The following is a 23444-nucleotide window of genomic DNA, read 5'->3' as shown; positions in this document are numbered from 1 at the left end:
CAGGAGGGATCCTCCGTTCGTTGCGCTGATCCCAACCTTCCTCTCCTTTTGGGAAAGGGGCAGGAGTCGCTCGTGTTGGCCTCGCAGAGCGCTCAGGGAGCGTTTTAATCTGGCTTGTTCAGTAGCCCCGATATCCCCGAAGACTCCCTGCTGCTGGGGCCCACCTTTCCTAGCCGAATGGTCAGGCCGTCGGTTCTAGAGCTTGGTGCCGCACTCGGCGCAAAACTTGTGCAGGGTGGGGTTTTTGGTGCCGCAATTGGGGCAGTAGATCAGCTCGGCGGCTTGTTCCAGTTGCCGCTTCTCCGGCAGCCCGATCATCTGATAGTTAGCTTTGCCGGCAGGCACCATCGGGTAGCAGTTTTCGTCCCGCTTGACCACAAAGTCGGCCACTACCGGCCCCTCGTGCTTGAGGATCTCCTGGATGGCATCTTCCAGTTGATCGGGGTGATCGACGCGGATCCCTTTTACCCCAAAAGCCTCGGCTAGCTTGACAAAATCCGGCATTCCGGGAGACATATCCGAGTGGGAGTAGCGCTCGCCGTGGAAGGCCTGCTGCCACTGCCGCACCATGCCCTGCCAGCCGTTGTTGATGATGGCCACTTTGGTGGCAATGCCGTACTGGGCCACTGTGCCCAGCTCTTGCATGTTCATCTGGAAGCTGGCATCGCCACTGATGCAGATGACTTCTTCGTGAGGCAGGGCTACCTTGACTCCCATCGCCGCGGGGAACCCGTAGCCCATGGTGCCCAGCCCAGAACTGGAGATCCATTGGCGCGGCCCGTTGCGCAGAAACTGCGCCGCCCACATCTGATGCTGGCCAACATCGGTGGTGTAGTAGGCGTGGGGAGCATGACGACGAAAGGCATCGATCACCTGTTGGGGGGCAATCACGCCTTCGTAGCTGGGCACCTGCAGGGGATAGTCCCGCTTCCAGCGCTCGATCCGATCCAGCCAGGCCTGAGTTAGGCCTGGAGTAGAAGGCATTTTGCTCAGTTGAGCCAGCATCTCCACCAGAACAGTGCGCACATCCCCTACAATCGGCACATCGGGCGCACGGTTTTTGCCCACCTCGGCTGGGTCGATGTCGATGTGAATGACTTTGGCGTGCTTGGCAAATTCATCTAGCTTGCCGGTTACGCGGTCGTCGAAGCGGGCTCCCACCGCAATGAGCAGGTCGCACTCGGTGACGGCGAAGTTGGCATAGGCCGTGCCGTGCATGCCCAGCATCCCCACCGACAGGGGATCGTTCTCATCGAAAGCCCCTTTGCCCATGAGGGTGGTGGTCACCGGGATCCGATAGGTGTGGGCCAGCTCGGCAATTTCGGCGTGGGCACCGGAGATGATCGCCCCACCTCCCACATACAGCAAGGGCCGCTTGGCCTGCAGGATCAGCTTGGCCGCTGTGTGGATTTGCCGTGGGTTGCCACGCACGGTGGGCTTGTAGCCGGGGATGTTGATCTCGCTGACGGGTTGATAGTCAAACTCTTCCAGGCCCACATCTTTGGGGATGTCGATCAGCACCGGCCCGGGCCGACCTGTTCCGGCAATGTGAAAAGCCTCCGCCACGATCCGAGACATTTGGCGCGGATCCCGTACCACGTAGGAGTGCTTCACAATGGGCAGGGTGATGCCAAAGATGTCCGTCTCCTGGAAGCCGTCGGTGCCAATCAGATGGCGGGGCACCTGCCCGGTGATGACCACCATCGGTACAGAGTCCATCATGGCGTTGGCAATGCCCGTCACCAGGTTGGTCGCCCCTGGGCCAGAGGTAGCAAAACACACCCCCACCTTGCCAGTGGCGCGAGCATATCCGTCGGCGGCGTGGGCAGCCGCTTGTTCGTGGCGTACCAGGTAATGTTTGAGCAGCCCCTGAGACTCGGCTTTGTACAGCTCGTCGTAGATGGGGAGGATGGCTCCCCCCGGATAGCCAAAGATGTGTTGCACCCCATGCCGGTGCAGGCTGTCCACCAACGCATATCCACCAGTCGCCACGGTGTCTCCTCCCCACTGAGATGACCGAACGTCAAACGCCCGCTCTCAGGAGCGCCAGCGCAGACAGGGTACTGGCCAGAAGTTGGCCAACTTTGTATTCAATTCTACAGTCTAGCAGCGGTCTGCTCTGGAATCCCTCAGACTTTCCCAGTCAGCTAAAGTAACACTGGGGATCCCTAGGGATCCTCGCCGGAGTGTTGAGAGTGCCCTATCCATGACTGGAGAGCCAACCCCCATTGACCCCGGGCCGGAGCGGTCTCAGGGCAGCTTGCTGCTAGCTGTGCCCATCCTCGGATCCCCGCACAGTGCTGTGGGATCCCGACAGTGGCTGGTATGGGGAGCGCTGGGGATCTTTCTGGTGGGTCTGGGGTTGCGCCTGTGGCGGCTGGACGAGTTCCCGGCCCCCGTATTCGATGAGGTGTACTTCCCGGAGTTTGCCCAGAATTACTTGGATGGCAAGCCTTTTTACGATGTGCATCCCCCCTTGGGCAAGTACTTCATTGCCCTTAGCATTCAGGTGTTTGGCCGCAACGAGTGGGGATTCCGCTTCGCCACTGCTTTTTGCGGATCCCTGATCCCTCTGTTGCTGACCGGTTTAGCCTACCGCCTCACCTACCACGTGGGCTTTGCTCTGTTGAGCGGGGTTTTGCTGCTGACCGATGGGGTGTTTCTGGTGGAATCCCGCTTTGGCCTGATCAACGTGTATCTGGTAGCCTTTGGGCTGGCAGCGACCATTCTGTTGCTGAGAGGTCTAGAAAACCAAGGTTGGCGACGGGCTGCTCACTTTGCTTGCTCCGGGATCCTGTTGGGGGCGGCAGCTTCGGTGAAGTGGAATGGCCTCTGGTTTGCCTTCATGTTTGCTCTGTTGGGGATCCTCGTCTGGGGGGTGGTCTGGCTGCGCCCGCAGTGGATCCCACGGTTGGGCATTTTGATCCAGATTCGTCATCTGCGCTGGTGGCACTATGTGTTTTGCTTCGTCCTCGCTCCGCTGGCCTTTTATGCCATTCAGTGGATCCCGCACCTGCAGCTGAATCCCCAACAGGGACTAACTCTGGATTGGAGCTGGACGGGCATCCAGAATTATTTCCGCTCCCTGGTGCTCATCAACCAATCCATCTACGGCGGCCACATGGCAGCCCACCTGGTGGTGAACGAAGAGACCCCTGTTCACCCCTACTGCTCCACCAGCTTGCGATCCCTGGTGGCTTGGTTCCCGGCTTTGCGTCCTTGGCTGACTACGCCCTTGGCCTCGGCAGGAGCTTGGTCCTGGCCAATTCTGGGCCGCCCCGTGGCCTACTACTTCAGCAGTCAGGGCAACCTCTGGCAAGCTGTTCATGGCGTGGGCAATCCTTGGCTGTGGTGGCTGGGGACGGGATCCATCTTGGTGCTCGTCTGGCGAGGGATCCGCCGCTTTCACGGTCTCGAAGCCTTCATTTTGATCGGCTATGCGGCCAATTACCTGCCTTGGTTTAGGGTCAGCCGCTGCGTTTTTATCTACCACTACATGAGCGCCCTGGCGTTTAGCACCCTAGCCCTGGCTTGGTTGGTGCTGCTGGGCTGGCAGAGCTATCGCCGCTTTTGGCGCGGGGCGAGCATCACGGCGGTGGCCTTGGTTTTGGCGTCCTTTGTCTTCTTTTTCCCCGTTTGGCTTGGCCTGCCCCTCAGCCCAAGCGGATTTTACGCCCGCATGTGGTTTCGCTCTAGCCCGGTGCCGCTGTTCTGTTTCAGCCCCCAATCCTGCCAACAGCCCCCGCTGCACCTGCCGCCCATCCCCGGCTTGAACTGGATCTAAGGGAGGCATGGTAAGCTTTGTGAAGTTTGTTTCGTGAAATGCGGCGCTCCGTTACCGAAAGATGGAGCGAGGTTCGCGAAACCCTTGTGGTGGAGGTAGTGGAAACGTCATGGCCCGATCTTGCCCGAGTTCTGCCAACTCTCCCCGCCGTCCACTGGCTTATTCAGAGCAAGCTGTCCCGGTTGGGGTGATCGGGGTAGGCAACATGGGCCAGCACCACACCCGCGTTTTCAGCCTGATGAAGGATGTGCGGGTCGTGGGGGTAGCGGATATCAACGTGGAACGGGGATTGGATGTGGCCAGCCGCCACCGCGTTCATTTCTATGAGGACTACCGCGATCTGCTGCCCCATGTAGCTGCCGTGGCCATTGCCGTGCCGACGGTTCTGCACCACGAGGTGGGTATGGCCTGCCTGGAGGCCGGGGTACATGTGCTGATCGAAAAGCCCATCGCTGCCAGCATCAGCGAAGCAGAATCGCTGGTGAACCGAGCTGCCGATTGCAATTGTATTTTGCAGGTGGGGCACATCGAGCGCTTCAGCCCTGTTTTCCAAAAGCTGGGCCAAGTCTTGCAAAGTGAAGAACCTCTGGCTTTCGAGGCTCACCGTCTCAGCCCCTATTCCGACCGCGCCAGCGATGTGTCGGTGGTATTCGACTTGATGATCCACGACATCGATCTGTTGCTGGAGCTGATCCCATCTCCCGTGACCCAGATTACCGCCAGCGGCAACCGCATCTCCAAGCTGGGCTACCTGGACTACGTCACGGCTACTCTCACTTTTGCCAACGGCGTCATCGCCACCCTCACCGCCAGCAAGGTCACCCATCGCAAGGTGCGCAAAATTGCCGTCCACTGCAAGAATGCCCTGGTGGAAGCAGATTTTCTACACAATGAGATCTCGGTGTACCGCCAGGGATCCGTCAGCAGCACCAGCGACTACGGCCAAATGCCCTACCAGCGGGATTGTTTGATTGAGAAAGTCCACACCGACAATATCGACAAGCTTCATGCCGAACTGGAGCACTTCATCAACTGCGTGCGGGGAGGCAACCAACCTTCTGTGGGCGGGGAACAGGCCCTGAAAGCATTGAGGCTGGCCTCGGAGGTAGAGCGGATTGCTCTGGATGGATGTGCCTGGAGCGAAGCCAAGCCCCGCCGTAGTCTCCTATCCTAGTCTTTAACGCAAGCCCCAGATGGGGGCAGAGCCCTGTTGTTGGCCCATAGCCATTCCAGCATCAGGCTGGGGAAGAAAAAGCGACATTCGCGCCCGCGGAGTGCAGCTCTATTGACAGCTCCCCATTCGGGTGGCAGCTTTTCGAGCGAGCAATGGGGCTCCCACCAGACTCAGGCAAGAGGTGGCATCCACAGCTGTGAAATCGGGCACGCAAGCCCCGGCAGCAACGGCGAGTCCAATTCGAGTCCAATTCATCTTTCCCAAGCAAGTTTTGATCAGCACCAACTGCCCTTGATGGCGTCGGTAGACTTCCGTAGACTTCCGCTTGTTGCTGTTGCCAGTCCACCGCCCAATACTCCTGTACCCCACGCCGACTGTAAAGCTTGAGCTTAGTTTGCTTATCTTGGCCAATATTGCGAGCTCCAGGGCTCAGCACTCCTACCGCCGATTCTGGGGCACTGTGGAGTTTGCCATCCGCCCCCAGCGCTGTTCTCAGTCGAGACCGGCTCACCCACACCACATCAGGAGCCACATTGTTATCTTCGGCAAAAATCACTCCCGGAGCAGTGTTGGCCAATCTCAGGCCCGTTTTCTCACTCTATTCGCCTTTCAAATTTCTTCTAAGATGCGAAACTGCACATGGTTAATGGCCAGCTCCCCAATTGAGGCTTGGTCGGTGTTGATCGTCTCGAAAGGGATCCCTTTGGCGATCTCGGCATGGGTCCAGGGCAAGCCCATGAAGTAGCGCTGCGAATAGGGGCGCTCCCCCCGATCGTCGGGGTTCGACTCCATCGGCACCCAACCCCAGCCGGGCAGATAAAACTCAATCCACACGTGGTTGTACTGGGGAAACAGCGGGATCCCTTTCAGTTCTGGATGGGGAGGACATTTGTAGCGCCCCACCGTGCGGCAAGGGATTCCATTGAGGCGGGCCAAAGCCAACAGCACCCCCACATATTCGCCACAAGAACCGGAGCCACGCCGCAAAACCTCATCCGGCGGATCAATGCGAGAGGTGACCCGGTAGGAGAGCTTGTCGTAAACATAGGCCCGGATATTGAGCATTTTGCGCAGCAAGTTGGTCTCGCTGCCAACGGCCAGCCGCGCTGCCTCTCGGACAATCGAGGTGTCCATGGCCAGGTAGTCATCGTCCACCAAGTAGCGATCCCGCAGCTCCCTGGGCAAAACGGCAGCCTCTACATCCAGTGGATCGATGCAGTACTTGATACTGTAGAGATCCAGCACCGCCCGCCAGCCAAACAAGCGCACCTCATGGGCCCCCAGGGATCCCAGCGAAAACACCGCCACCTGTTGGCCAGATTGCTCTTCCACTTCAAACGGCAGACCTACCCAGTGCAGGCTGCGCACCCGTTGGCGAAGGCTGTTGCAGGGCAAGGCAATTCGCCAGACCAAATCGGGCAGGAAGCGCGGCTCTTCTTGGGCAATTTCTTCCACATAGGTCAGCTCCACCCGATAGCCGTGGGAGAGGGTGTAGGTGGCGCGTTCCCCCAGACACTGGGGCTGAAAAACTACCGGACAGGCAATGGGGGAATCCTCGGCCTCGGTTCCACTGCCGCCAGAGGGGTCGGGGGAGCTAGGGGGATCCAGAGGCCGCAGGCGTAGGGGGGCCACCCAGGTTTTATCGCGCAGGGCCACCGACAAGGGATCTGGAGCGTTGGGGTTGTCGTGGATGTAGGCTTCTTCGTGGGCATAGGCCACCCAGAGTTGCCCCCGCCAATGGGCCAAGCCTGTTGGCCCAGGAGAAGGGGTGAGGATACGGGCCAGTTCTCGCCCGGTCTGGCGCTCCAGCACGTAGATCGTCTCTTCCACCCGATCGCTCACCCAGAGGTAGTCTCCCTGCACCGCAATCTGTTCTCGGCCAACCCCAGGGGCAGGCATCTCCTGCACGATGAGACCACGGCTGGGATCCAGTTGCAGGATTTTTTCCCGTCGGTAGCAGGTGGCATAGAGGTAGCGGTTTCCCGTGTGGGGATCGCTCCAGAGGGCGATCCCTTCGATAGGGTAGGGGCAGCTACACACTGGAAAGGCTTCCAGGGATCCCGGTTGCTGCAGAGCGGACATGGGAATGCGCAAGATTTGCCCCTCTTGCTCCCGACTGAGCCAAATCCACGCTTGATCCCCTTCTGACTCTACCCACAAACCGTAAGCGCCTTGGAAAGAATGGACATGATGGGGATTGAGCAGCAGGGTGTTGTGCTCTTGAATTTCCACCAAATAGCCCCTCACCCGATCCAAGCCCAACAGGCGATCTCCCCAGGTGGCCAAACCTTCCAAAGCAACCAGCCCCAGAGGTTGCAGAGGGGCCACAGTTCCCTGTTGTCGCCCAGATGGAGGCCACCAAGCAGGCTGGGATCCTTCTGCCGTAGAACCCGGATTTTTCAGAGCACCCAGATCATTTGCCGGATGGATGGCAACCATGAAGGCTTCCTTGCCTATGGATGAAGTTGACATGCTGGCGCGATCTGCACCAAGGCGGTACGACTGTCCAATATTTACTGTCCAACATTATTATGATGCGCCTCTTTTCAACCCCACACCCAAGGCTTCTCGACCGATGTATCCCTGCTAGTCTTGCCAGGACTGGAGAATGTTACGATGATGGCGGCTTTTTGGCCAGCAAGATAGAGCAGCGGTGGGGAGTGGTAGGGGATGGAGTTGGCCTTGGCAATTGGCGGCCTGGTGGCAGGGATCCTGGCCGGGGTGCTGGGCATTGGCGGTGGCGTGATCCTGGTGCCCTTACAGGTCAGCTTGGGGATACCACCGGTTCAAGCTGCAGCCACCAGCAACCTTTCCATCGTTATGACCTCGATTGCAGGCAGCATCCAAAACTGGCGGATGGGCATGCTGGATCTGAAACGGGTGATCCTGCTGGGGATCCCAGCGTTGCTTACGGCTCAAGTAGGAGCAATTATCGCCAGTCGCCTTCCCAGCTATCTGCTGTTGGCAGCGTTTGGAGTGTTGCTGCTGGCCAACACTTACCTGGTGCAACTCAACAAAAAGGTGGTTATCCAGGCCCAAGAATTGGGGGCTGACGTCAGCGATGCCGAGCACCTCAGCGGGACGGAGTCCTCAGGGCAGATGTCTCCCTGGTTAGCCCGCGCCCTGACCGGCGGCACTGCCGGTTTGTTGGCCGGGCTGTTTGGCATCGGCGGTGGGGTGATCCTGGTGCCAATGCAGATCCTGCTGCTGAAAGAGACAATCAAAGTGGCGATTCAGACCAGTCTGGGGGCCATTGTGATCACAGCAGTTGCTGCCACTGCCAGCCATGCGGGCCTCAGCGATTGGATCTGGAATGGCCTGGGGTTCGGGGACGGCACCATCCACCAGAATGTGCTCTGGATCCCAGGTTTAATCTTGGGCACAGGGGGGTTAATCGGTGTACAGATTAGCACACGCACCCTGCCCAAATTGCCCGATGAAACCGTCAGTCTGTTGTTTCGGGGCTTCCTGGCCATTCTTTCTCTTTACATTTTTTGGCAAGCCTGGCAAGGTTATCGAGCTCTGTGAAGTGATCCTGGTCTGCCCCAGTGCTCGGGACAGCAGTCCTGGTTCCAAGCTACGGTCATTTGGATTTAAACTGGGACACTGAACTCAAACCCAAAATGTTGCATGCACTGATCCAGAAGGCTTTTCAAGGACTCCGTCCCGCTGGCGCGATCAGCAGCCCAGGCGTCTCACCCTAACCTGAAATGACCCTATCGGGTGTCGCTCCCAGCTTTCGGGCCTGATGACTCAGATGGATTCAACGGTTTGAAAGACTTGGCTACGCTGGACGCGCTTTCCCCTCAGAGGGCAGGGCTTTTGCTACTTGGGATAGATCCCCTTGTTTGCAGAGGTCATGCACAGGGTAGCTGCCGAAGAGCTTCAAGGTTTCAGCAATTGATTCCAGCGCCGCAACCACCTCGGCATCCAAATAGGGTTGGTCGATAGGGTTCTCCAAATCGACAAAAAAGACATACGTCCCTGCCGATTTTTTGGTGGGGCGCGACTCAATGCGAGACATATTCAGGCCTCGCTCCGCAAACACTTGCAGAGGTTTCAGCAGCGCTCCCGGCACGTTGTGGGGCAGGCTGAAGGCTAAGGAAGTATGGGATCCCCCCGGAGAAGCAGGATCGGCAGAGGTTTCACCCTGTTGACCGGAACGCGAGAGCGGCGCACGGCCAATGACCCAAAAGCGGGTGCAATTGTCGGGGTGATCGTTGATCGGGCAGGCCAAGACCGGCAGTTGGTAGAGGGTGGCAGCTCGTTCTGAGGCGATGACGGCGGCGCTGGGCTGCTCCTGCAGGCGATCCAATTCTTCGGTGGTCGAGCGGGTTGGGATCAAAGTGGCCTGGGGCAGATGGGATCTCAGCCAAGCCTGACATTGGGCCAAAGCTTGCGGGTGGGAGTAGACCTGCTCAATTTGCTCCAACCGCGAGGCACGTCCGATGAGGGCATGGCGAATGGGCAGGATCAGCGCCTGCCGGATCCCTAGCCCCTCCAGTTGCCAGAGGGCGTCTAAGGTCATCGAGACCCCCCCCTCCACCGAGTTTTCCACCGGCACCACCGCCCATTGTTGCTGGCCGACAGCTACCGCCTCTAGACAGGCGCTGATCGTTGGATAAGGCACTAAGGGGTGGGATCCCTGGCTGTGCAGGTGAGGCTGCTCAGGGCAGGCCAGCAAAGCTGCTAACTCTGTGTAGGTTCCAGCAGGGCCGAGGAAGGCCACCGGCGAAGGGGAAACGTTCGCGCTAGCGGAGCGCAGCTCCATCAGAGCCATTTCTTCAATTGTCGCTAGGGGCCAGTTCTAACTCTATCGCCTCGACGTCGCGCGGCAGCAAAGGACATTCAGGTTCTGGGCAACGGGGATTGGCCGCCACCTTGTCCATGGCCTTCACCACCTCCAACCGGATCAGCCTCTGCAACTCCTGATCCGCTTGAATGGCTTCTAAAGTTCGGAGAGAGCCGTGAAAACTGGTGGCGTAGCGAGGCTGGAGGTTGTTCAAAGCCAGGGCGGCAGCATCGTTACAGAATTTCTCGCAGAAGCAGTAGCGCTGTTGACTCTCCATCAGCAGGATTTCATTGACCATCTCCAGAACAGCCCGTTCCATTTGATTTTCCAGGCTCTTCAGAGGCTTATGTTGCTCCGCCATCGCTACCTCCCAATGGGAACCGAATCCGCCGCCAAGTCCCTGTCTTTCAGGGAGCAGGAGTGCTCTCGATTACCTTCGATGCTGCTCTACTCTCTGTTGACACGTCAAGTCAAGCCCTCTGCTGCCGACGCGAACAGCCTCTGGACCGCTCCTATCCGTGCTTGAGGCAATCCAATCTGTCGTGTCAGGCATCATCAAAACCCAGAGAATTAACCAACACTCTTGGCAGACGGGCAGAAAGTCCACACAGCAACTCATAGGAAATAGTACCCAACTGATCGGCCCAATCCTGCACAGATAAACCCGCATTTGCCAGATTGGGGCCCAGCAGCTCCACCACATCCCCCACCTGGATATCCGGCCTCTCGGTTACATCCCACATACATTGATCCATCGTGATTGTGCCCACCTGTTGGATCAAGCCGCCGCGCACCCATCCTCGCAGCCAGCCGGAAAGCCGCCGTGGGATCCCATCCGCATAGCCGATGGCCAGAGTGGCAATGCGACTGGGGCGAGAGGTGATGTAGCGATGTCCATAGCTCACTCCAGTCTGGGCAGGCACAGTTTGGATGTGGGTCAGCCGCGCCTTGAGTCGCAGAATTGGCTGCAGACCTGGCACCGGCAAGTGAGGGGCAGGGGACAGGCCATAGAGGACCAACCCCAAACGCACACGGGAGTAGTGGAGATGGGTTAAAGCACCGGCTGAGTTATCCAGATGCAGCGCCGGTAAGGGATCCCCGGCTTTGCGGATCTGTTCCACCACCTGGGCAAAGCGGGCGTGCTGCTGTTCCATGACTGGAGAATGGGGCTCGTCCGCCGTCGCCAAATGGGAAAACAAGCTACAGCCTTCCAGCTCCGGGATCCGACAAATCTGCCCCCACACGGCTGCAGCTTCCTTCCAGGGGATCCCCAAACGGGTCATACCCGTATCCACATTGACATGCACCGGGACGGGGCGCCCGGCCCAACGGGCTACCTGGCGCATCAGCGGGATTTGGTCTGTGCAGGTGAGGCTGACCTCCAGCCGGGCTGCCATGGCCTGCTGTAGCTCCGCCCAAGTATTCAAAGCTCCCAACACCAGAACCGGAGCCTGCAGCCCCGTTTGCCGCAACTCGATCCCTTCGGCCAGGGTGGCCACACATAGCCCCTTGGCCCCAGCCGCAACAGCCACGGGAGCCACCAACTGCGCCCCATGCCCGTAGGCATTGGCCTTCACCACCGCCCAGATCTCGACGTTTGAGCCTAGGCGCCTCTGCAACAGCCGCAGGTTTTCTCGCAGCTGGGCTGCGTCAATTTCCACCCAAGCCCGACTGGTCAACAGCTCCAGGTCGATGGCCCAATCCAGCTCCGCCAAGGAATTGGCCTTCTGGGATCCCTCTCTCCAAGTATTGCCCTGCACTCCCAGAGCAGCTGCTCTCAAAGTGCCCTGCGCCGCCGGCGCGACCGGTTCTCGATTCACCGTTCACCCCCCACACCCAAAACCCGTCCTGATTAGATTTAGGTTTAGCGCAAAGTCCACTCCGGCGCCATCCACAGCAACGGCACGTCTGGGATCCCAACAGCCTCGTTGCTCTCCAACAGCCGGCCCAGCCAAGCGGCTTGCCTTTGCGAGGACAGTCCTTGGCTTAACAGGCGTCGCAGTACTCGTTGGAAGCCCTCTCCCTCACCCGCCGGCGACAAAGAGGGATCCCCGGTCATGCGCCGCAGATCCTCCACCGCTTCGGTGTAGCCCCCCAAAGCATCCACCAAGCCCACCTCCACAGCCTGTGCCCCGGTGAAGATGCGCCCATCGGCCAACTGTCGCACCCGGGCTTCATCCAAGCTCTGCCGCCGCGCGATCATCTCCGCCTCCAGCACCTCATCTGCCTTCTCTGGCAAGTGCTGGCGTCCTTGGGCCACATCGCGAATGAACTGCTCGAGGGTATCCTCCACCAAGTTTTGCAGAAGGCGCTGCTCTTGAGGAGTGGCACTGCGGAAAGGAGAGAGAAGGTCTTTGTACTCGCCGGTTTTGAAGGTCTGCGGCTCTATCCCGTAGTTTTCCAGCAGCTTACCAAAGCTGAGGCCGCTGATGATAACCCCTATGCTGCCGGTCAGGGTGCCGGGGTTGGCATAGATTTTGTCGGCAGCGCTGGCCACGTAGTACCCCCCACTGGCAGCAATGTTTTCTAGGATAGCGATCACCGGCTTGTCCGCCTCGTGCAGAGCAGTTACGGCACGGTAGAGTTCCTGGCTGGATCCCACAGCTCCGCCGGGACTGTTGATGCGCAGCAATACAGCCTTGACAGAGGGATCCCGTGCTGCCTCCCGCAACTGTTCCACAGGAGAAGTGGGCAGGCCTACCAAAGTCGAACCCCCTGGGCCGCCTATCGTTCCTTCCAGGGTGACCACCTCGATGCGATCCGCCCCCCGTGCGGCCTCTAGGCCAACCCCGCCTCGGGTAGGCTCTGGGGCAGGGCGCGTGCCCCCGACAATGGCCGCAATAAGGCAGACGACCAGCAAAGAAGCCGCCAAAATGCGGTTAAGCTGAGTTTCTTGTGTCACAGGCCCCTCAATTGCCACTGACTCCGTTCTACCACCCCGCGGGCTTCTCGCAACGTCTGACACCAAAAGGCTGAGAACCAAGCAAACTCCTCATCTCGGTTGAGCCATCCAAGCTATTGACAAGGATCCTCCACTTATTTACGATCAGGTTCCAGCGTTTTTTACCGCTGAGGCATCTTCTGCAGGTTGCCAGTGTAAGCTGGAGTAGAGGGTAGGATCCTTGAGCGGGATTCTGGCTCGAAGCCAAGTGATTGGGGCTTTAGCTCAGTTGGTAGAGCACTTCAATGGCATTGAAGGGGTCAGCGGTTCAAGTCCGCTAAGCTCCATCCCCAGAGGGCCGATAGCAGTCGTGGCTTCTATTACCATCTATTTCTACTGCTTGCGCTAGCGGGCCGGAGGCCTTAGCAGGAAGCAAGCGGTTGTTTGTTTCACCTTGACGGTGAGATAAGTGACTATGCGTTGCGAAACGGTTCAGCAACATCTCCCCAAGCCCAGACAGTCCTATCCAGCAAGGCTTCTGGGCTTCTTCTCTCCCCCTGGGAGAGGGGAGTTAGGGATCGACGCAGCAAGCCGTTTCATTGCTGTTTGAAATAATGAAAGTATTCTGCTTGGGAGCAAACCTTAGGCAGCAAGGGATCCTCCGCTGTTTTCACCCTTTCCACGGAGAGGATCCTGACCTATCTCAGGGGCTTCCACCAGGCGATTTCCCAACTCACGCTTGCCCCTCTCCCTGACGGCGGATTAAGAAGCGGATTTCCTGAAGGAGAACCTCAAAGCGTTGATCCGACTCGGCCTGCCGCTGCCGCAATTCTCGCACTTCCTGCCTTAACTCCAGGACGACTTCGGCGAGACGCCCTGAAAGGGTCTGCAAGGCAAGCTGAGCATCGGTAACCTGGGCAACTGTATTGGCCACCCTGGTCACAGCTTCGGCCAACTGGACAAACCGCGTCTCAATTTCCTCATTGGTCATGGCCGGGTGTGTCTTGCTTGGCTAATGATTAGCTCATTCTACCCTGCACGGTATGGAGTGTCACTCTCTGAGAATGGGCCGCAATTTTGAGGAAAAACCGGCTGGCCAACGGGGGTTATCAACCCAGGGATCCCCCATTCGCGCAAGTCAGCTGGCCAGCGCTATGAGGGTGGTGTAAATCCCTTGGAGGGACGCAGTGGCCTGGCTCCAGAGGATGTGGGTTAACGACCACCTATCCAGACCCATGGCCCCGCACAACAGCAGCAGATACAGGTTGGCAAACGTGAAGAGCGAGGCCGCCCGATCTCGGTCGCAGGGATCCTGCAGCAACTGCACCGCCTTCCAAACCAAGAGGGATCCCAGCAGCGCCGCCGCGCTCAGATAAAAGGATCCCAGCATCCCTAAGGGGTAAACCAGCAACAGGCTGACCGGAACCATCAGCAGCGCGTAGAGCAAAATCTGTGCGGCAGTGAGTCTTTCGCCCGCTACCACCGGCAGCATCGGCACCCCGGCACGGGCATAGTCTTCCCGCTTCAGAATGGCCAAAGCCCAGAAGTGGGGTGGAGTCCACAAAAAGATGATGGCGAACATCACCCACGCGGCCCAGCTGAGCTCGCCTGTGGTTGCTGCCCAGCCCACCAAAGGTGGGATCGCTCCTGCCGCTCCACCGATGACAATATTTTGCGTGCTGGAACGCTTCAGCCAGTGGGTATAGACCCCCACATACACCAGGATCCCCACCATGGCCAAACTGGCAGCCAGCAGGTTGGTGAACGTGGCCAACAGCCCAAAAGCAGTCAAAGCCAGGATCCCGGCAAAAATCAGAGCATCCTGCGCTCGGATTCGACCGGAAGGCAAGGGGCGATGACGGGTTCGCTCCATCATCCGATCGATATCGGTGTCATACACCATGTTGATGACGTTGGCTGCCGCCGCCGCCATTCCTCCCCCCAAAAGGGTGATGAAAAACCTGAACGGGTCGGTGTTGCCTGCCATCCACATGGCCCCAGCCGTCGTCATCAGCAAGAGGGCGATGATCTTGGGCTTCACCAACTGGCTGTAGCTGCGCAAAACCTGGACAAGCGCCTGGCGCTCGCACCCCAGAGCACATGGGCTCTGCTCAGAGGGGATCCCCCCCATCGGGTTCTGGTAGGAAGCCTGACGGTCGACTAAAACGCTATCTTGCATGAAATTCACTCACCGGTCATTTCTGCGGTCATGGCCATCCACTGGCCTTCTTCCCCCTGGGTTCGCATTCGCCAGGCCAGCACCGTAAAACCCAGCAGACAGGCCAGCAAAGCTGCCCCCATCATCTGATGGGCCACCGTTAGGGGTTCTACCTGCAGCCGGTAATGATAGGTCAAAACACCGATCCCCACCTGGGCCAACAGCAGGCCAACAGACCCATGGCCCAAGAACTTGAGAAGGCGGGGGATCCGCTTGCGCCGCAGCCCGGTGGCCACCGCTACCGCCAACACCCCAAGGGTGGCCGGAGCAACCCCCAGCAAGTGGCTATTCATCACCCAGCACAGCTCGCCGGCAGCAAAGCATTGATGCAAAGCCCATTGGGAGGCCACCAAGGCGCCCAGAAGGCTCTGGACATACACCAGCAGCACCGCCCCCAAGCCCAGCCAAGGCAAGTAGCCGACGGAAAATGGCCCTTCACCCAGTCGCAGCGGCAGGATGGAGTCCTTAGAACCGGCTCTTGTCCAGATCAGTAATCCCAGGGTGAGCAAAGTGGCAAAAAACAGCAGGCCCGTGCCCAAGTGGGCCGTCACAATATCAAAGCGCAGCAGCTCCGTGACCGTCAGCCCACCCAGGATCCCTTGCATCAAGACCAGAACAAAAGCCCAGCTCAAACCCCAGGGCAGCCAAGTGGGCAATGCCTGACGCTTCAGCCAAGCAAACCCCATCAGAACCAGCGTAGCCAAGCCTACCCCAGAAGCCACCATGCGGTGAAACCATTCCAAAAAGACTTGTAGGTTCATCTGCTGGCTGGGCACAATTGCCCCGTAGCAAAGGGGCCAATCTGGACAGGACAGCCCAGCATTCATGACGCGGGTGGCACTGCCTAACCCCATCAGCAGCCAAGTGGCCAATGCTAACCCCAGTAGGGCTTGTCCCATACGCAGGGAAAGCTTGTCTGAGAGCACAGGATTCCGCTGGGAAGAAGGTTGGGATTGATGAAAGATCGAAGAATCCATTGCAGTTGAAGGCATAGCAAAGACTGGGCTGACGGCTCGAGCATCTGCACTGAAAAAGAGGCTGGGCTGAAAAAGCCTAGCCGGCTTGGTATCGGGCCATCTGGAAACAAAGACGCAGGTTACTCGCTGACTATTCCTCGAAGCCAATCCTAAATGCGGTTTTGTGGCTGGCGAAGGCTTTTTAAGAATTTCTTTCTCGGCGCACAGGTGTTCCGAATCCTAGGCACCTCTGGGAAGTCAAGCCAGCAGACCAATCCTTTTCCCCCTGGGAGAGGGGTCGCGGCAGCGGCGCGAAGCGTTTGGGCGGCAGCGGGAGTGTCTCAATCTCGTTTGGAATGACTACAATGCCTGAGCGCCAGAGGAAACCGATCAGCCAACTCCTCAACGACCAAAGAGGTTAGCTGCCAAAGTCCTTCCCACTGGCTCTGGTCGTGAAGATGAGGTAGCCGGGGGGTCATCAGCCCCAATAGGCTCAGGGGATAAGGGATCCTTATCATCGCCGCTGCAAGGGGCTATGGTGTTCAACCCAAGAAGATTGAAAAAAGGCTATCCCTGGGCAGAAGCTGGCCCGGAAATCGGTCTGCCAGGCCTGTAGCCACTAGCGAATGTACTGGGCCAAAGCCCGCGAAGAATAGCCCACCCGCAATTTGCGCAGGGCATCCCGCTCGATCTGACGAATCCGTTCCCGCGTTAGGTTGAAGTGATCCCCCACCTCCCGCAGGGTTCTCGCCTGTTGCCCGTCTAACCCATAGCGCAACTCCAGCACTTGCCTCTCAATCGGCTTCAGGGTTTGCATGGCAGAACGCACATCCTGCTGCATCGATTGCACGAGGATCCCTTGAAAGGGCTGCTCTTGCCGCTCATCTTGCAGCAAATCTCCAAGGCGGCTTTCTCCTTCCTGGCCGACCGGCACATCCAGCGACAGGGGCAAAGCAGCAGCCTGTTGGATCATGCGCAGTTTCTTGACTTTAATGCCCAAGGCTTCTGCCAGCTCCGCTTCGGTGGGCCGCCTCCCCTGCAGCTTCATCAGCTCGCGGTTGGTGCGCTTGAGCAGGCGTACTTTGTCGACCATGTGTACCGGCAGGCGAATCGTCCGCGCTTGGTTGGCAATGCAGCGGGTAATGCCTTGGCGAATCCACCAATGGGCGTAGGTGCTGAAGCGAAACCCCCGTTCGGCATTGAATTTTTCGGTGGCCCGAATTAACCCGATATTGCCCTCTTGGATCAGATCCAAAAAGGGCACCCCCCGATTGAGGTATTTTTTGGCAACACTGACCACCAGGCGCAGGTTGGCGTTGACCAGCTTGCGCTGAGCCTGCTCCCCTTGTCGGATGCGGGAGCGAAGGGTGGATACGGAAATCTGCAGGGCCTCGGCCAGAGCCTCATCGCTGGGATCCTCCCCCCGCCGTTGCCGCCATTCCTGCCGGGCTTGGTCGATGAGGAGCTTTTGCTGAATTTTGCGCGACAACTCGATTTCCTCAGCGTGATCGATGCGGGGCACGCGACCGATGGTATTCAGGTAGTGATCGACAGCGTCTTCATTCAACCGGGATCCGCCGGCCCCTGGCTCTGAGTCAACTTCTGCGAGGTCGTCTTGAGGGGCAGACTCGGGGTCGAACCAGAGATCGTCGAACTCCTGAGGCGAAGAGGCAGAGTGTTCAGGATGAGGACGAGAAAAAACCACGGCCAGGTGAGGAGAGAACTTCATCTCCCAGTCTAAAAAGGTTTCTGCTGCTGCTGCGAGCGAAAATCGATCATGACCCTCTTTTTTGTCCGGAGATTTTTCCGTTTAGATGCGGGAACAGCAGGGATCCCATCCGTCAAGTCCTTGTAGGCAAGGGGTTGCCCGGCAAAAAGCGGTAAGCGATTTTCGATCTAGACCTTGAGATAAGATTGTTCCTGAGCCAGTCAGCTCAACGGCTGCCGGGTGGGATCCCAGGAAAAGGGAACCTTGCCAGCTCAGGCTACCATGTGAGGATCCCTCAACTTCCTCAGTCTGGAAAAGAATATTTACGGCTTTCTGCTCCTATGGAGTCTAACGACCGGCACCATCCATCGGCCAACTTGATTGGGGAGCGGGTGCGCTGGGTACGGGAGAAGCTGCAACTCACCCAAGATCAACTGGCGGGCCGCTTGGCCAAGTACGGTGTGCAGTTGGACTACGTCAAAATTGGCCAGGTGGAAAAGGGAAAACGGCGCGTCATCGACAAGGAACTGGTGGCCTTTGCCAAGGCGTTGGGGGTATCGGTCACTTGGCTGCTGAGCGGAGATGAATCCCACCTGTAGCGGCCTGCGGGAAAGTACATCCGATACAGGGATCCCGAACAAAAGGACGTGAAGATACTTAAATACCTTGTACTCTCGGACGTGATCTCAGTCATTTTCCGTGTAAACACGGTAGGCTGGACTCATGAATAGATTGGCTTGAGGCCAAACCCCAGCTTTTCCTTGACCATCCGCGGGGGTGGGAAAAGCAGAGAGATACAGCGCCGCGCCGGAAGTACGGGTTTTTCCAAGAAGGATCGGGATCACAGGCTTCTTCACCTAAACTTGATATTGTTGACTTGGCGTTAAGCTCCCGCCGTTTATCTGTTTGTGTGAGGTTTGCCGATGCTCTCTTTCTTCTTCAATTCCAACAAGGCCAACAGCCGACAAACCGGAGGCCACCGTCTGCCTGCTGCCAGCAAAACCACAGGCACGCAACGGATCCCCAACTACAGCCGCCTGTCCGCTCCCCATGAAGTGCTCAAGCAGGAAAGGCAGATCAAGCGGGAGCAAGAGTTTACAGAAATGGAGCAAAACATCAATCGCATTCGCTACTTCTACCAAAAAGCAGATATGCCCCTGGAGATGCGACAAATTCTGACCTACCGTAAGCTGATGGAGCTGGACTACTTTACCCCGCAGGCGGCAAAAGAGCTGCTCAAGCAATGGCAGCAGCAGGAAAAGCAGGAGCAAGAACGCCGTCGGGCTTGAGAAAAGGACTACCTCCAGCGGAGTTTGGGCAGCCGAACCCTGGCAAGTGGGCTTGTTGAGCCAAGAGTTCCCGGTCTCCAGGTGGGGGAGCGTCTACGGGTAAAGGCCGCGATCCTGTAGGGCTTGCGCCACTCGGCCTACCCCCAGGGTGTAGGCAGCCAGTCGCAGCGACACTTGCCGCCGTTCTGCCTCCTGCACCACCCGTTCAAAGGCACGTACCATCAGACCTTCCATCTCTTGATTGACCCGCTCCTCATCCCAGAAGACGTAAGAGAGTCCCTGCACCCACTCCAGATAGCTCACCACTACCCCACCGGCATTGGTCAGAATATCCGGCAATACCTGGATCCCTCGCGATTCCAAAATCCGGTCGGCGGCAAGGGTGGTTGGCCCGTTGGCAGCTTCTGCCACAATCCGGGCTTGAATTTGGTGGGCATTGGCTTCGGCAATTTGATTTTCCAGAGCGGCAGGGATCAACACGTCCGCTTTTTGCACCAGCAGGTCGGCATTGCTAATGGGCTCAGCTTGCGGAAAGCCCGCCATGCGGCCTCCCCGTTCCTTCATGTGGGCTTTGAGGGCTGGGATATCCAGTCCTTTGGGGTTATAAAGGCCCCCAGAACTACCGGAAACCGCCACAATTTTGGCTCCTGCCTGATACAGCAAGCTGGCCGCTGCCCCGCCCACATTGCCAAAGCCTTGGATCAACACCGTTGCCCCTGCCAGGGATCCACCATGTCGGGCCAAGGCTTCCCGTACCGTGATCATCACCCCCCGTCCGGTGGCCAGTTCTCGCCCTCGGGATCCCCCAATCGAGAGAGGTTTGCCCGTCACCACTCCCGGCACCGCATGCCCAACATTCATGGAATAGGTATCCATCACCCAGGCCATCTCGCGGGCGGAAGTTCCCATGTCTGGAGCGGGGATATCCTCTGCAGGGCCGATATCCTTGATCAGCTCGCTGGTGTAACGGCGGGTGATGCGCTCCAGCTCCGAGACCGAATAACGCTTGGGATCGAGGGGGATCCCCCCTTTGGCCCCACCGTAGGGAATGCCCATAAGGGCACATTTCCAGGTCATGAGCATCGCTAAGGCCGATACCTCTTCAAGGGTGACCGCGGGATGGTAGCGGATCCCCCCTTTGTAGGGGCCGAGAACGTTGCAATGCTGCACCCGATGGCCGGCCAGCACTTGGATTTGTCCGTTATCCAGCCGCACGGGGATCGCCACCGTCACCACTTTGCGGGGGGTGCTGAGGATTGCCACCCAGCCGGGATCCAGTTTCAGCTCGCGAGCTGCCCAATCTAGGTAGCTGCAGGCCTGGGCAAGGGGACAGATATGGGCGGGAGAGGGAGGGGCAGAAGAGGCCAACGCAGGACTTGCAGCCATGGCGAAGAGAAGCAAGGGCTGTTTCCACACTATACCGCCGGGGACGGGAGAGGAACGTTCCGTAGCAAGCGTTACAAATAGTTGAGGATCTGCAGCAGAACAAAACAGAGGCCGGCACTGGCCAGGGGCACGGTCAGGTTATCCAACCCCCACCAAGAGAACACCTCCAGCCCCATGGTTATCCCCCCCACCAAGAGGCTGATGGCCAGCAAAGAGGGGGAGAAGCCAAAGTACCCCAGCAGCAGAGCCGCGATCACCAAGCTGCTCACCGCCCACATGGTCAGGGATCCCTCCCAGCTTTTTTGAATGGATCCCAGTTGGTAGGGGTGTTTGCCCCAAGTTTTGCCCACTAACCCTGCCAAGGCGTCGGCCCACGTCATCACCAATATGCCGATCACCGCGAAAACCTGTCGCTGTGGCCGCCAAAACCAAAACAGCAACAGACCAATGCTGATGGCGTAGAAACAGGTGCCAAAGCTGCGGCGACCGACCCCATTTAAGCTGGGCAAGATGGCCACTCGGTAGGAGAGCAGCGCCAAGCCGGCGAACACCAGAGAGAATCCCACCCCCAGCCAGCGGGGCACTTGCAAGGCCCAAGCCAACAAAATGATATTGCCCACGCCGATGTGAATGGCCTTGCGCACCCATTCCCCGTCCACCTGCCGGGAGCGCAGCCATTCCGCAAAAGCAAATACGGCGGCCAGCCAGAGAGCATAGCAAGCAAGCTGCTGGGCCAGGCCCATGAAACGGCCTCAGAGGGTTTTCAAGTAGCTGAGCAGATCTGCCATCTCCTGAGGATCCGGCTGGAACTGGGGCATGGGAGGCGTTTTGCCACCGGTCACCTGCTGAATAATAAACCGATCCGAGCGGCGGCTGCTCACCCCCCGCAGACTGGGCCCCACCCGCCCATCCGCTTCTTCTCCGTGGCAGGCTGCACAGTTGAGGGCAAACAAGGATGCACCATGGCTAACCTGCCCCTGTAAGCTGAGGACGGCTTCTGTGTAGGGATCCAGACGAGCCCCGGCACCCAGCCAAGCCCAGGTCAATATCGCCAGCCCTAGGCCGAGAAGGGCAAGACCCAGCCGAGTTTTCTGAGCCCAGACACTTGTAAAGAATCGCTGCAAGGATTTGAGGAAGGGTTGTAAACGTCGTTGGGATGGAGGTTGAAGTCGCTTTTGCTCAAACTCAACCCAACTGCCAGTTGATGACTGGCTGCTGCGGGATTGAGTGGTCTCTGAGAGGGAGGGAGACACAGACAACGCTGAGAGAAACCGTTTCAATCTTTTACATTTCAACTAACACGATAACTCAGGAGCCTTTCCCTGCCAATAATCTGTAAAGGTATTTACTTTTTCTTAATGGTTGGCTGGGCCACGTGAGACTTTGATCCCTCTGAGGGGGAACGGTTGGGAAAGAGCCGCTCCATCACCTCCGCTTGAGCCCAGGGATCCCGGTTGAGGCTGTGGATGGCATTGGCCCATGGAAAGTGCGCCTGCAGGCGGCGGTAGAGAGATAAATTACCATAAATGACGACCGCTGCCACCCGCTCCCGATGCTGTTGCAGCCAATCCAGCACATAGTTGGGCAAGGGATCCCGAAGGAAACCTTGGAAGATGAATCCTGGGGCGTTGTCTAGAGCGGCTTCCAACCAAGGCAGGGGGGTAAGGGCATCGCTGAGCACAGGAAGCATGCCCAGGGCAGCCGGAACATGGAGGGCGGGAGACTGCAACTGCACATCGGCAGCACCCAAGGGGGGATCCTGCCAGATCCAGTTCAACCATCCGGGCTCTGCGGGCGGGCTGAGGGGCCGGCCTCCTTCCACGCCACCGCGGGCCATAGCCGCTTGACAGGGGGCGATATCCTTCTCGGCCAAGAGGGATCCCAGCTGTGCGGCTCTGTGCAGAGCAGAGGTCAGGTGGGAGCGCCTGTTGAACAACTTTCCCAACGCCGTTCGCGTCCGCGGAACGGAGTCCTTGTCCTTGGAGATGGGATCCCCCAGCAGCAAAGGCTTCAGTTGCTCGGCGGGAGAGCCACGGTTGAGGGCCGGATCTGTGGGATCCTTGGCTCCCATCCATCCGCCAAGGGCGCTGAAGTCGGTTTCTGCCAGGGCCGGCCACACCTGTTGGAGGAGAGCTGAGGCGGCGGGTAGGAGTCGCTGTTTGGCCCGCAGCACCCGCGTCACCGACTGGGCAAGCTGGGCTGCGCTGAGGGATCCCTGTTGCACCGCTTCCAAAACGGCTGCCAAGGATGCCATCGGATCGGGGGGGGCCAAAATTAGGTCGGCACCGGCCTGGAAAGCCCGCACGGCCAATGAGTTGGGAAAGGACTCCGTCCCGCTAACGCGAACGGCCAGCTCTGCCAGAAAGCCTTGATCGAGGCTATCCACGACGATAAGCCCACCAAACCCCCATTCCTGGCGCAGCAGTTGGGTCAGCCGCCCCGGCAGCAGGGTGATAGGCCAGCGCTCATCCCACTCCGGCAGCACCACGTGGGAAACCAAGATCGCCCCCACCTGCTCCACCAAACCTCGAAAAGGCAGCCAAGGTCCCTCTTGGAGCTGGGCTAGGGTCAGGGTTAATCGGGGGCACCAGGGGGTGTCTGTTGTCTTTGGGGATGGCTTCAGTCCGGCCTGAACCGGATCCCTCCAGCCTTTGCCCGGAAAAGAGCTGGCTGTGGTTAGGATCCCGCCTGTGCTGCCCGGGGTGGCTTGCTCACATCCGCGCACAAAAGCTCGCGCCAGTTGCAAAGCAGACAGGGGATCCTCCGCCAGCGCCCCTTCCCCCAGCGGCTCTGCCACCGGGCTGAGCAACCAATTGATGCCGATGGCCGCCGCCTCCCGCGCCGTGATCCGCCCCCACTGCTCGGCCCAGCGCTCGGCTTCCGCCCCCAGGCGGCTCAACCCTAGAGGATGGGGGAAAGGGGTCGCCCCCTGCAGGGCCAGCCCCCGCCCGACCTCGGCTGCCACCAAAAGGGGCAGAGCCGTCCAAGACTGGGCCTCCTCGATCAGCAGCAGGGCCTCGGCCACGTGGCCATCCGTGAGCCAGATGCCCCCGATCCCCACCTCCTGGATAAGCCGTTTGAGGATCTCTCGGGGAGGAGACTGGGATCCCAGACGGGCCGAGACCGGCACCACCAACAGTTGCGCCACCTGCCGGGCTAGGGACAAGGGTCGGTCAAGTTCCTCGAGCGGAGATCCGGAAACACTCATAGGCACAGCCGAAAGTTCGTCAGCAAGGGGAACTGCTCCCTTTGCAGA

Annotated in this window: 20 protein-coding genes and 1 tRNA gene; 6 read left to right on the top strand and 15 right to left on the bottom strand. The window is 58.8% G+C overall.

Going from position 1 to position 23444, the window contains the following annotated elements; all coding sequences use genetic code 11:
* Positions 1-195: 195 nt before the first annotated feature.
* The gene (gene ilvB / locus NW834_RS01195) at positions 196-1992 is read right to left on the bottom strand and encodes a biosynthetic-type acetolactate synthase large subunit (RefSeq protein ID WP_414343257.1); all 1797 of its coding nucleotides are present in this window, start codon (positions 1990-1992) and stop codon (positions 196-198) included.
* 214 nt (positions 1993-2206) lie between these two features.
* Here ilvB and NW834_RS01190 point away from each other — a divergent pair, with 214 nt between their 5' ends.
* On the top strand, positions 2207-3784 hold the full coding sequence (locus NW834_RS01190) for a phospholipid carrier-dependent glycosyltransferase (protein ID WP_414418821.1): 1578 nt from the start codon (positions 2207-2209) through the stop codon (positions 3782-3784).
* A gap of 109 nt (positions 3785-3893) precedes the next feature.
* Positions 3894-4958, top strand: a complete 1065-nt coding sequence (locus NW834_RS01185; RefSeq protein WP_414351544.1) for a Gfo/Idh/MocA family oxidoreductase — start codon at positions 3894-3896, stop codon at positions 4956-4958.
* Between the two features lie 61 nt (positions 4959-5019).
* Here the strand turns inward: NW834_RS01185 and NW834_RS01180 are convergent, their stop codons facing one another.
* On the bottom strand, positions 5020-5535 hold the full coding sequence (locus tag NW834_RS01180) for a Uma2 family endonuclease (protein WP_414351541.1): 516 nt from the start codon (positions 5533-5535) through the stop codon (positions 5020-5022).
* A gap of 32 nt (positions 5536-5567) precedes the next feature.
* A complete protein-coding gene (locus NW834_RS01175) occupies positions 5568-7397 on the bottom strand; it encodes a transglutaminase domain-containing protein (RefSeq protein WP_414418822.1) in 1830 nt (609 codons plus the stop codon).
* 231 nt (positions 7398-7628) lie between these two features.
* On the opposite strand from NW834_RS01175, the gene NW834_RS01170 reads away from it, so the two are divergent.
* Positions 7629-8486: a sulfite exporter TauE/SafE family protein gene (locus NW834_RS01170; RefSeq protein WP_414418823.1), complete on the top strand. Its 858-nt coding sequence runs from the start codon at positions 7629-7631 to the stop codon at positions 8484-8486.
* 256 nt (positions 8487-8742) lie between these two features.
* On the opposite strand, the gene pheA is transcribed toward NW834_RS01170, so the two are convergent.
* From pheA to sppA, 4 genes are all read right to left on the bottom strand, one after another.
* Positions 8743-9729 carry a prephenate dehydratase gene (pheA, locus tag NW834_RS01165; protein ID WP_414418824.1) on the bottom strand — a complete coding sequence of 329 codons (987 nt, stop codon included), beginning with the start codon at positions 9727-9729 and terminating at the stop codon, positions 8743-8745.
* A 13-nt stretch (positions 9730-9742) separates the two neighbouring features.
* A complete protein-coding gene (locus NW834_RS01160) occupies positions 9743-10111 on the bottom strand; it encodes a late competence development ComFB family protein (protein ID WP_414400741.1) in 369 nt (122 codons plus the stop codon).
* A 184-nt stretch (positions 10112-10295) separates the two neighbouring features.
* The gene (alr, locus tag NW834_RS01155; RefSeq protein ID WP_414418825.1) at positions 10296-11570 is read right to left on the bottom strand and encodes an alanine racemase; all 1275 of its coding nucleotides are present in this window, start codon (positions 11568-11570) and stop codon (positions 10296-10298) included.
* A gap of 44 nt (positions 11571-11614) precedes the next feature.
* On the bottom strand, positions 11615-12652 hold the full coding sequence (gene sppA / locus NW834_RS01150; protein WP_414351536.1) for a signal peptide peptidase SppA: 1038 nt from the start codon (positions 12650-12652) through the stop codon (positions 11615-11617).
* A 253-nt stretch (positions 12653-12905) separates the two neighbouring features.
* On the opposite strand from sppA, the gene NW834_RS01145 reads away from it, so the two are divergent.
* A tRNA-Ala gene (locus NW834_RS01145) sits at positions 12906-12978 on the top strand.
* Between the two features lie 386 nt (positions 12979-13364).
* Here NW834_RS01145 and NW834_RS01140 read toward each other — a convergent pair.
* The 4 genes from NW834_RS01140 to NW834_RS01125 all read right to left on the bottom strand — a co-directional run bounded on the left by NW834_RS01140 (position 13365) and on the right by NW834_RS01125 (position 17534).
* Positions 13365-13622, bottom strand: coding sequence for a hypothetical protein (locus tag NW834_RS01140; protein WP_414330173.1), 258 nt, complete (start codon positions 13620-13622; stop codon positions 13365-13367).
* 147 nt (positions 13623-13769) lie between these two features.
* Positions 13770-14762 carry a heme o synthase gene (locus tag NW834_RS01135; RefSeq protein ID WP_414351553.1) on the bottom strand — a complete coding sequence of 331 codons (993 nt, stop codon included), beginning with the start codon at positions 14760-14762 and terminating at the stop codon, positions 13770-13772.
* 53 nt (positions 14763-14815) lie between these two features.
* Positions 14816-15748: a COX15/CtaA family protein gene (locus NW834_RS01130; protein WP_414329307.1), complete on the bottom strand. Its 933-nt coding sequence runs from the start codon at positions 15746-15748 to the stop codon at positions 14816-14818.
* 676 nt (positions 15749-16424) lie between these two features.
* Positions 16425-17534, bottom strand: a complete 1110-nt coding sequence (locus tag NW834_RS01125; protein ID WP_414351534.1) for an RpoD/SigA family RNA polymerase sigma factor — start codon at positions 17532-17534, stop codon at positions 16425-16427.
* Positions 17535-17854: 320 nt separating this feature from the next.
* On the opposite strand from NW834_RS01125, the gene NW834_RS01120 reads away from it, so the two are divergent.
* Entirely contained in the window at positions 17855-18112 is a 258-nt protein-coding gene (locus NW834_RS01120; RefSeq protein ID WP_041436246.1) for a helix-turn-helix domain-containing protein, read from the top strand.
* 324 nt (positions 18113-18436) lie between these two features.
* A complete protein-coding gene (locus NW834_RS01115) occupies positions 18437-18802 on the top strand; it encodes a hypothetical protein (protein WP_414374207.1) in 366 nt (121 codons plus the stop codon).
* Between the two features lie 93 nt (positions 18803-18895).
* Here the strand turns inward: NW834_RS01115 and NW834_RS01110 are convergent, their stop codons facing one another.
* From NW834_RS01110 to NW834_RS01095, 4 genes are all read right to left on the bottom strand, one after another.
* Complete coding sequence (locus NW834_RS01110; RefSeq protein WP_414418826.1) at positions 18896-20188, bottom strand: Glu/Leu/Phe/Val family dehydrogenase; 1293 nt, start codon at positions 20186-20188, stop codon at positions 18896-18898.
* A 71-nt stretch (positions 20189-20259) separates the two neighbouring features.
* Positions 20260-20931, bottom strand: coding sequence for a diacylglycerol/polyprenol kinase family protein (locus tag NW834_RS01105; RefSeq protein ID WP_414418827.1), 672 nt, complete (start codon positions 20929-20931; stop codon positions 20260-20262).
* A 9-nt stretch (positions 20932-20940) separates the two neighbouring features.
* Positions 20941-21234, bottom strand: coding sequence for a c-type cytochrome (locus NW834_RS01100; RefSeq protein WP_414331830.1), 294 nt, complete (start codon positions 21232-21234; stop codon positions 20941-20943).
* A gap of 299 nt (positions 21235-21533) precedes the next feature.
* Positions 21534-23354, bottom strand: coding sequence for a glycoside hydrolase family 3 N-terminal domain-containing protein (locus tag NW834_RS01095; RefSeq protein ID WP_414418828.1), 1821 nt, complete (start codon positions 23352-23354; stop codon positions 21534-21536).
* Positions 23355-23444 lie beyond the last annotated feature (90 nt).

Origin of the sequence: Synechococcus sp. R60.1 (assembly GCF_047461835.1) — a bacterium.
Taxonomy (GTDB): domain Bacteria; phylum Cyanobacteriota; class Cyanobacteriia; order Thermostichales; family Thermostichaceae; genus Thermostichus.
This window is presented reverse-complemented; position numbering and strand designations above follow the sequence as displayed.

Excerpts from the sequence above, each read along its gene's own strand:
- NW834_RS01190 (WP_414418821.1), top strand. The coding sequence starts at position 2,207 with ATGACTGGAGAGCCAACCCCCATTGACCCCGGGCCGGAGCGGTCTCAG.
- NW834_RS01185 (WP_414351544.1), top strand. The coding sequence starts at position 3,894 with ATGGCCCGATCTTGCCCGAGTTCTGCCAACTCTCCCCGCCGTCCACTG.
- NW834_RS01175 (WP_414418822.1), bottom strand. The coding sequence starts at position 7,397 with ATGGTTGCCATCCATCCGGCAAATGATCTGGGTGCTCTGAAAAATCCG.
- NW834_RS01170 (WP_414418823.1), top strand. The coding sequence starts at position 7,629 with ATGGAGTTGGCCTTGGCAATTGGCGGCCTGGTGGCAGGGATCCTGGCC.
- pheA (WP_414418824.1), bottom strand. The coding sequence starts at position 9,729 with ATGGAGCTGCGCTCCGCTAGCGCGAACGTTTCCCCTTCGCCGGTGGCC.
- NW834_RS01160 (WP_414400741.1), bottom strand. The coding sequence starts at position 10,111 with ATGGCGGAGCAACATAAGCCTCTGAAGAGCCTGGAAAATCAAATGGAA.
- NW834_RS01140 (WP_414330173.1), bottom strand. The coding sequence starts at position 13,622 with ATGACCAATGAGGAAATTGAGACGCGGTTTGTCCAGTTGGCCGAAGCT.
- NW834_RS01135 (WP_414351553.1), bottom strand. The coding sequence starts at position 14,762 with ATGGGGGGGATCCCCTCTGAGCAGAGCCCATGTGCTCTGGGGTGCGAG.
- NW834_RS01130 (WP_414329307.1), bottom strand. The coding sequence starts at position 15,748 with ATGGGACAAGCCCTACTGGGGTTAGCATTGGCCACTTGGCTGCTGATG.
- NW834_RS01125 (WP_414351534.1), bottom strand. The coding sequence starts at position 17,534 with ATGAAGTTCTCTCCTCACCTGGCCGTGGTTTTTTCTCGTCCTCATCCT.
- NW834_RS01120 (WP_041436246.1), top strand. The coding sequence starts at position 17,855 with ATGGAGTCTAACGACCGGCACCATCCATCGGCCAACTTGATTGGGGAG.
- NW834_RS01115 (WP_414374207.1), top strand. The coding sequence starts at position 18,437 with ATGCTCTCTTTCTTCTTCAATTCCAACAAGGCCAACAGCCGACAAACC.
- NW834_RS01110 (WP_414418826.1), bottom strand. The coding sequence starts at position 20,188 with ATGGCTGCAAGTCCTGCGTTGGCCTCTTCTGCCCCTCCCTCTCCCGCC.
- NW834_RS01105 (WP_414418827.1), bottom strand. The coding sequence starts at position 20,931 with ATGGGCCTGGCCCAGCAGCTTGCTTGCTATGCTCTCTGGCTGGCCGCC.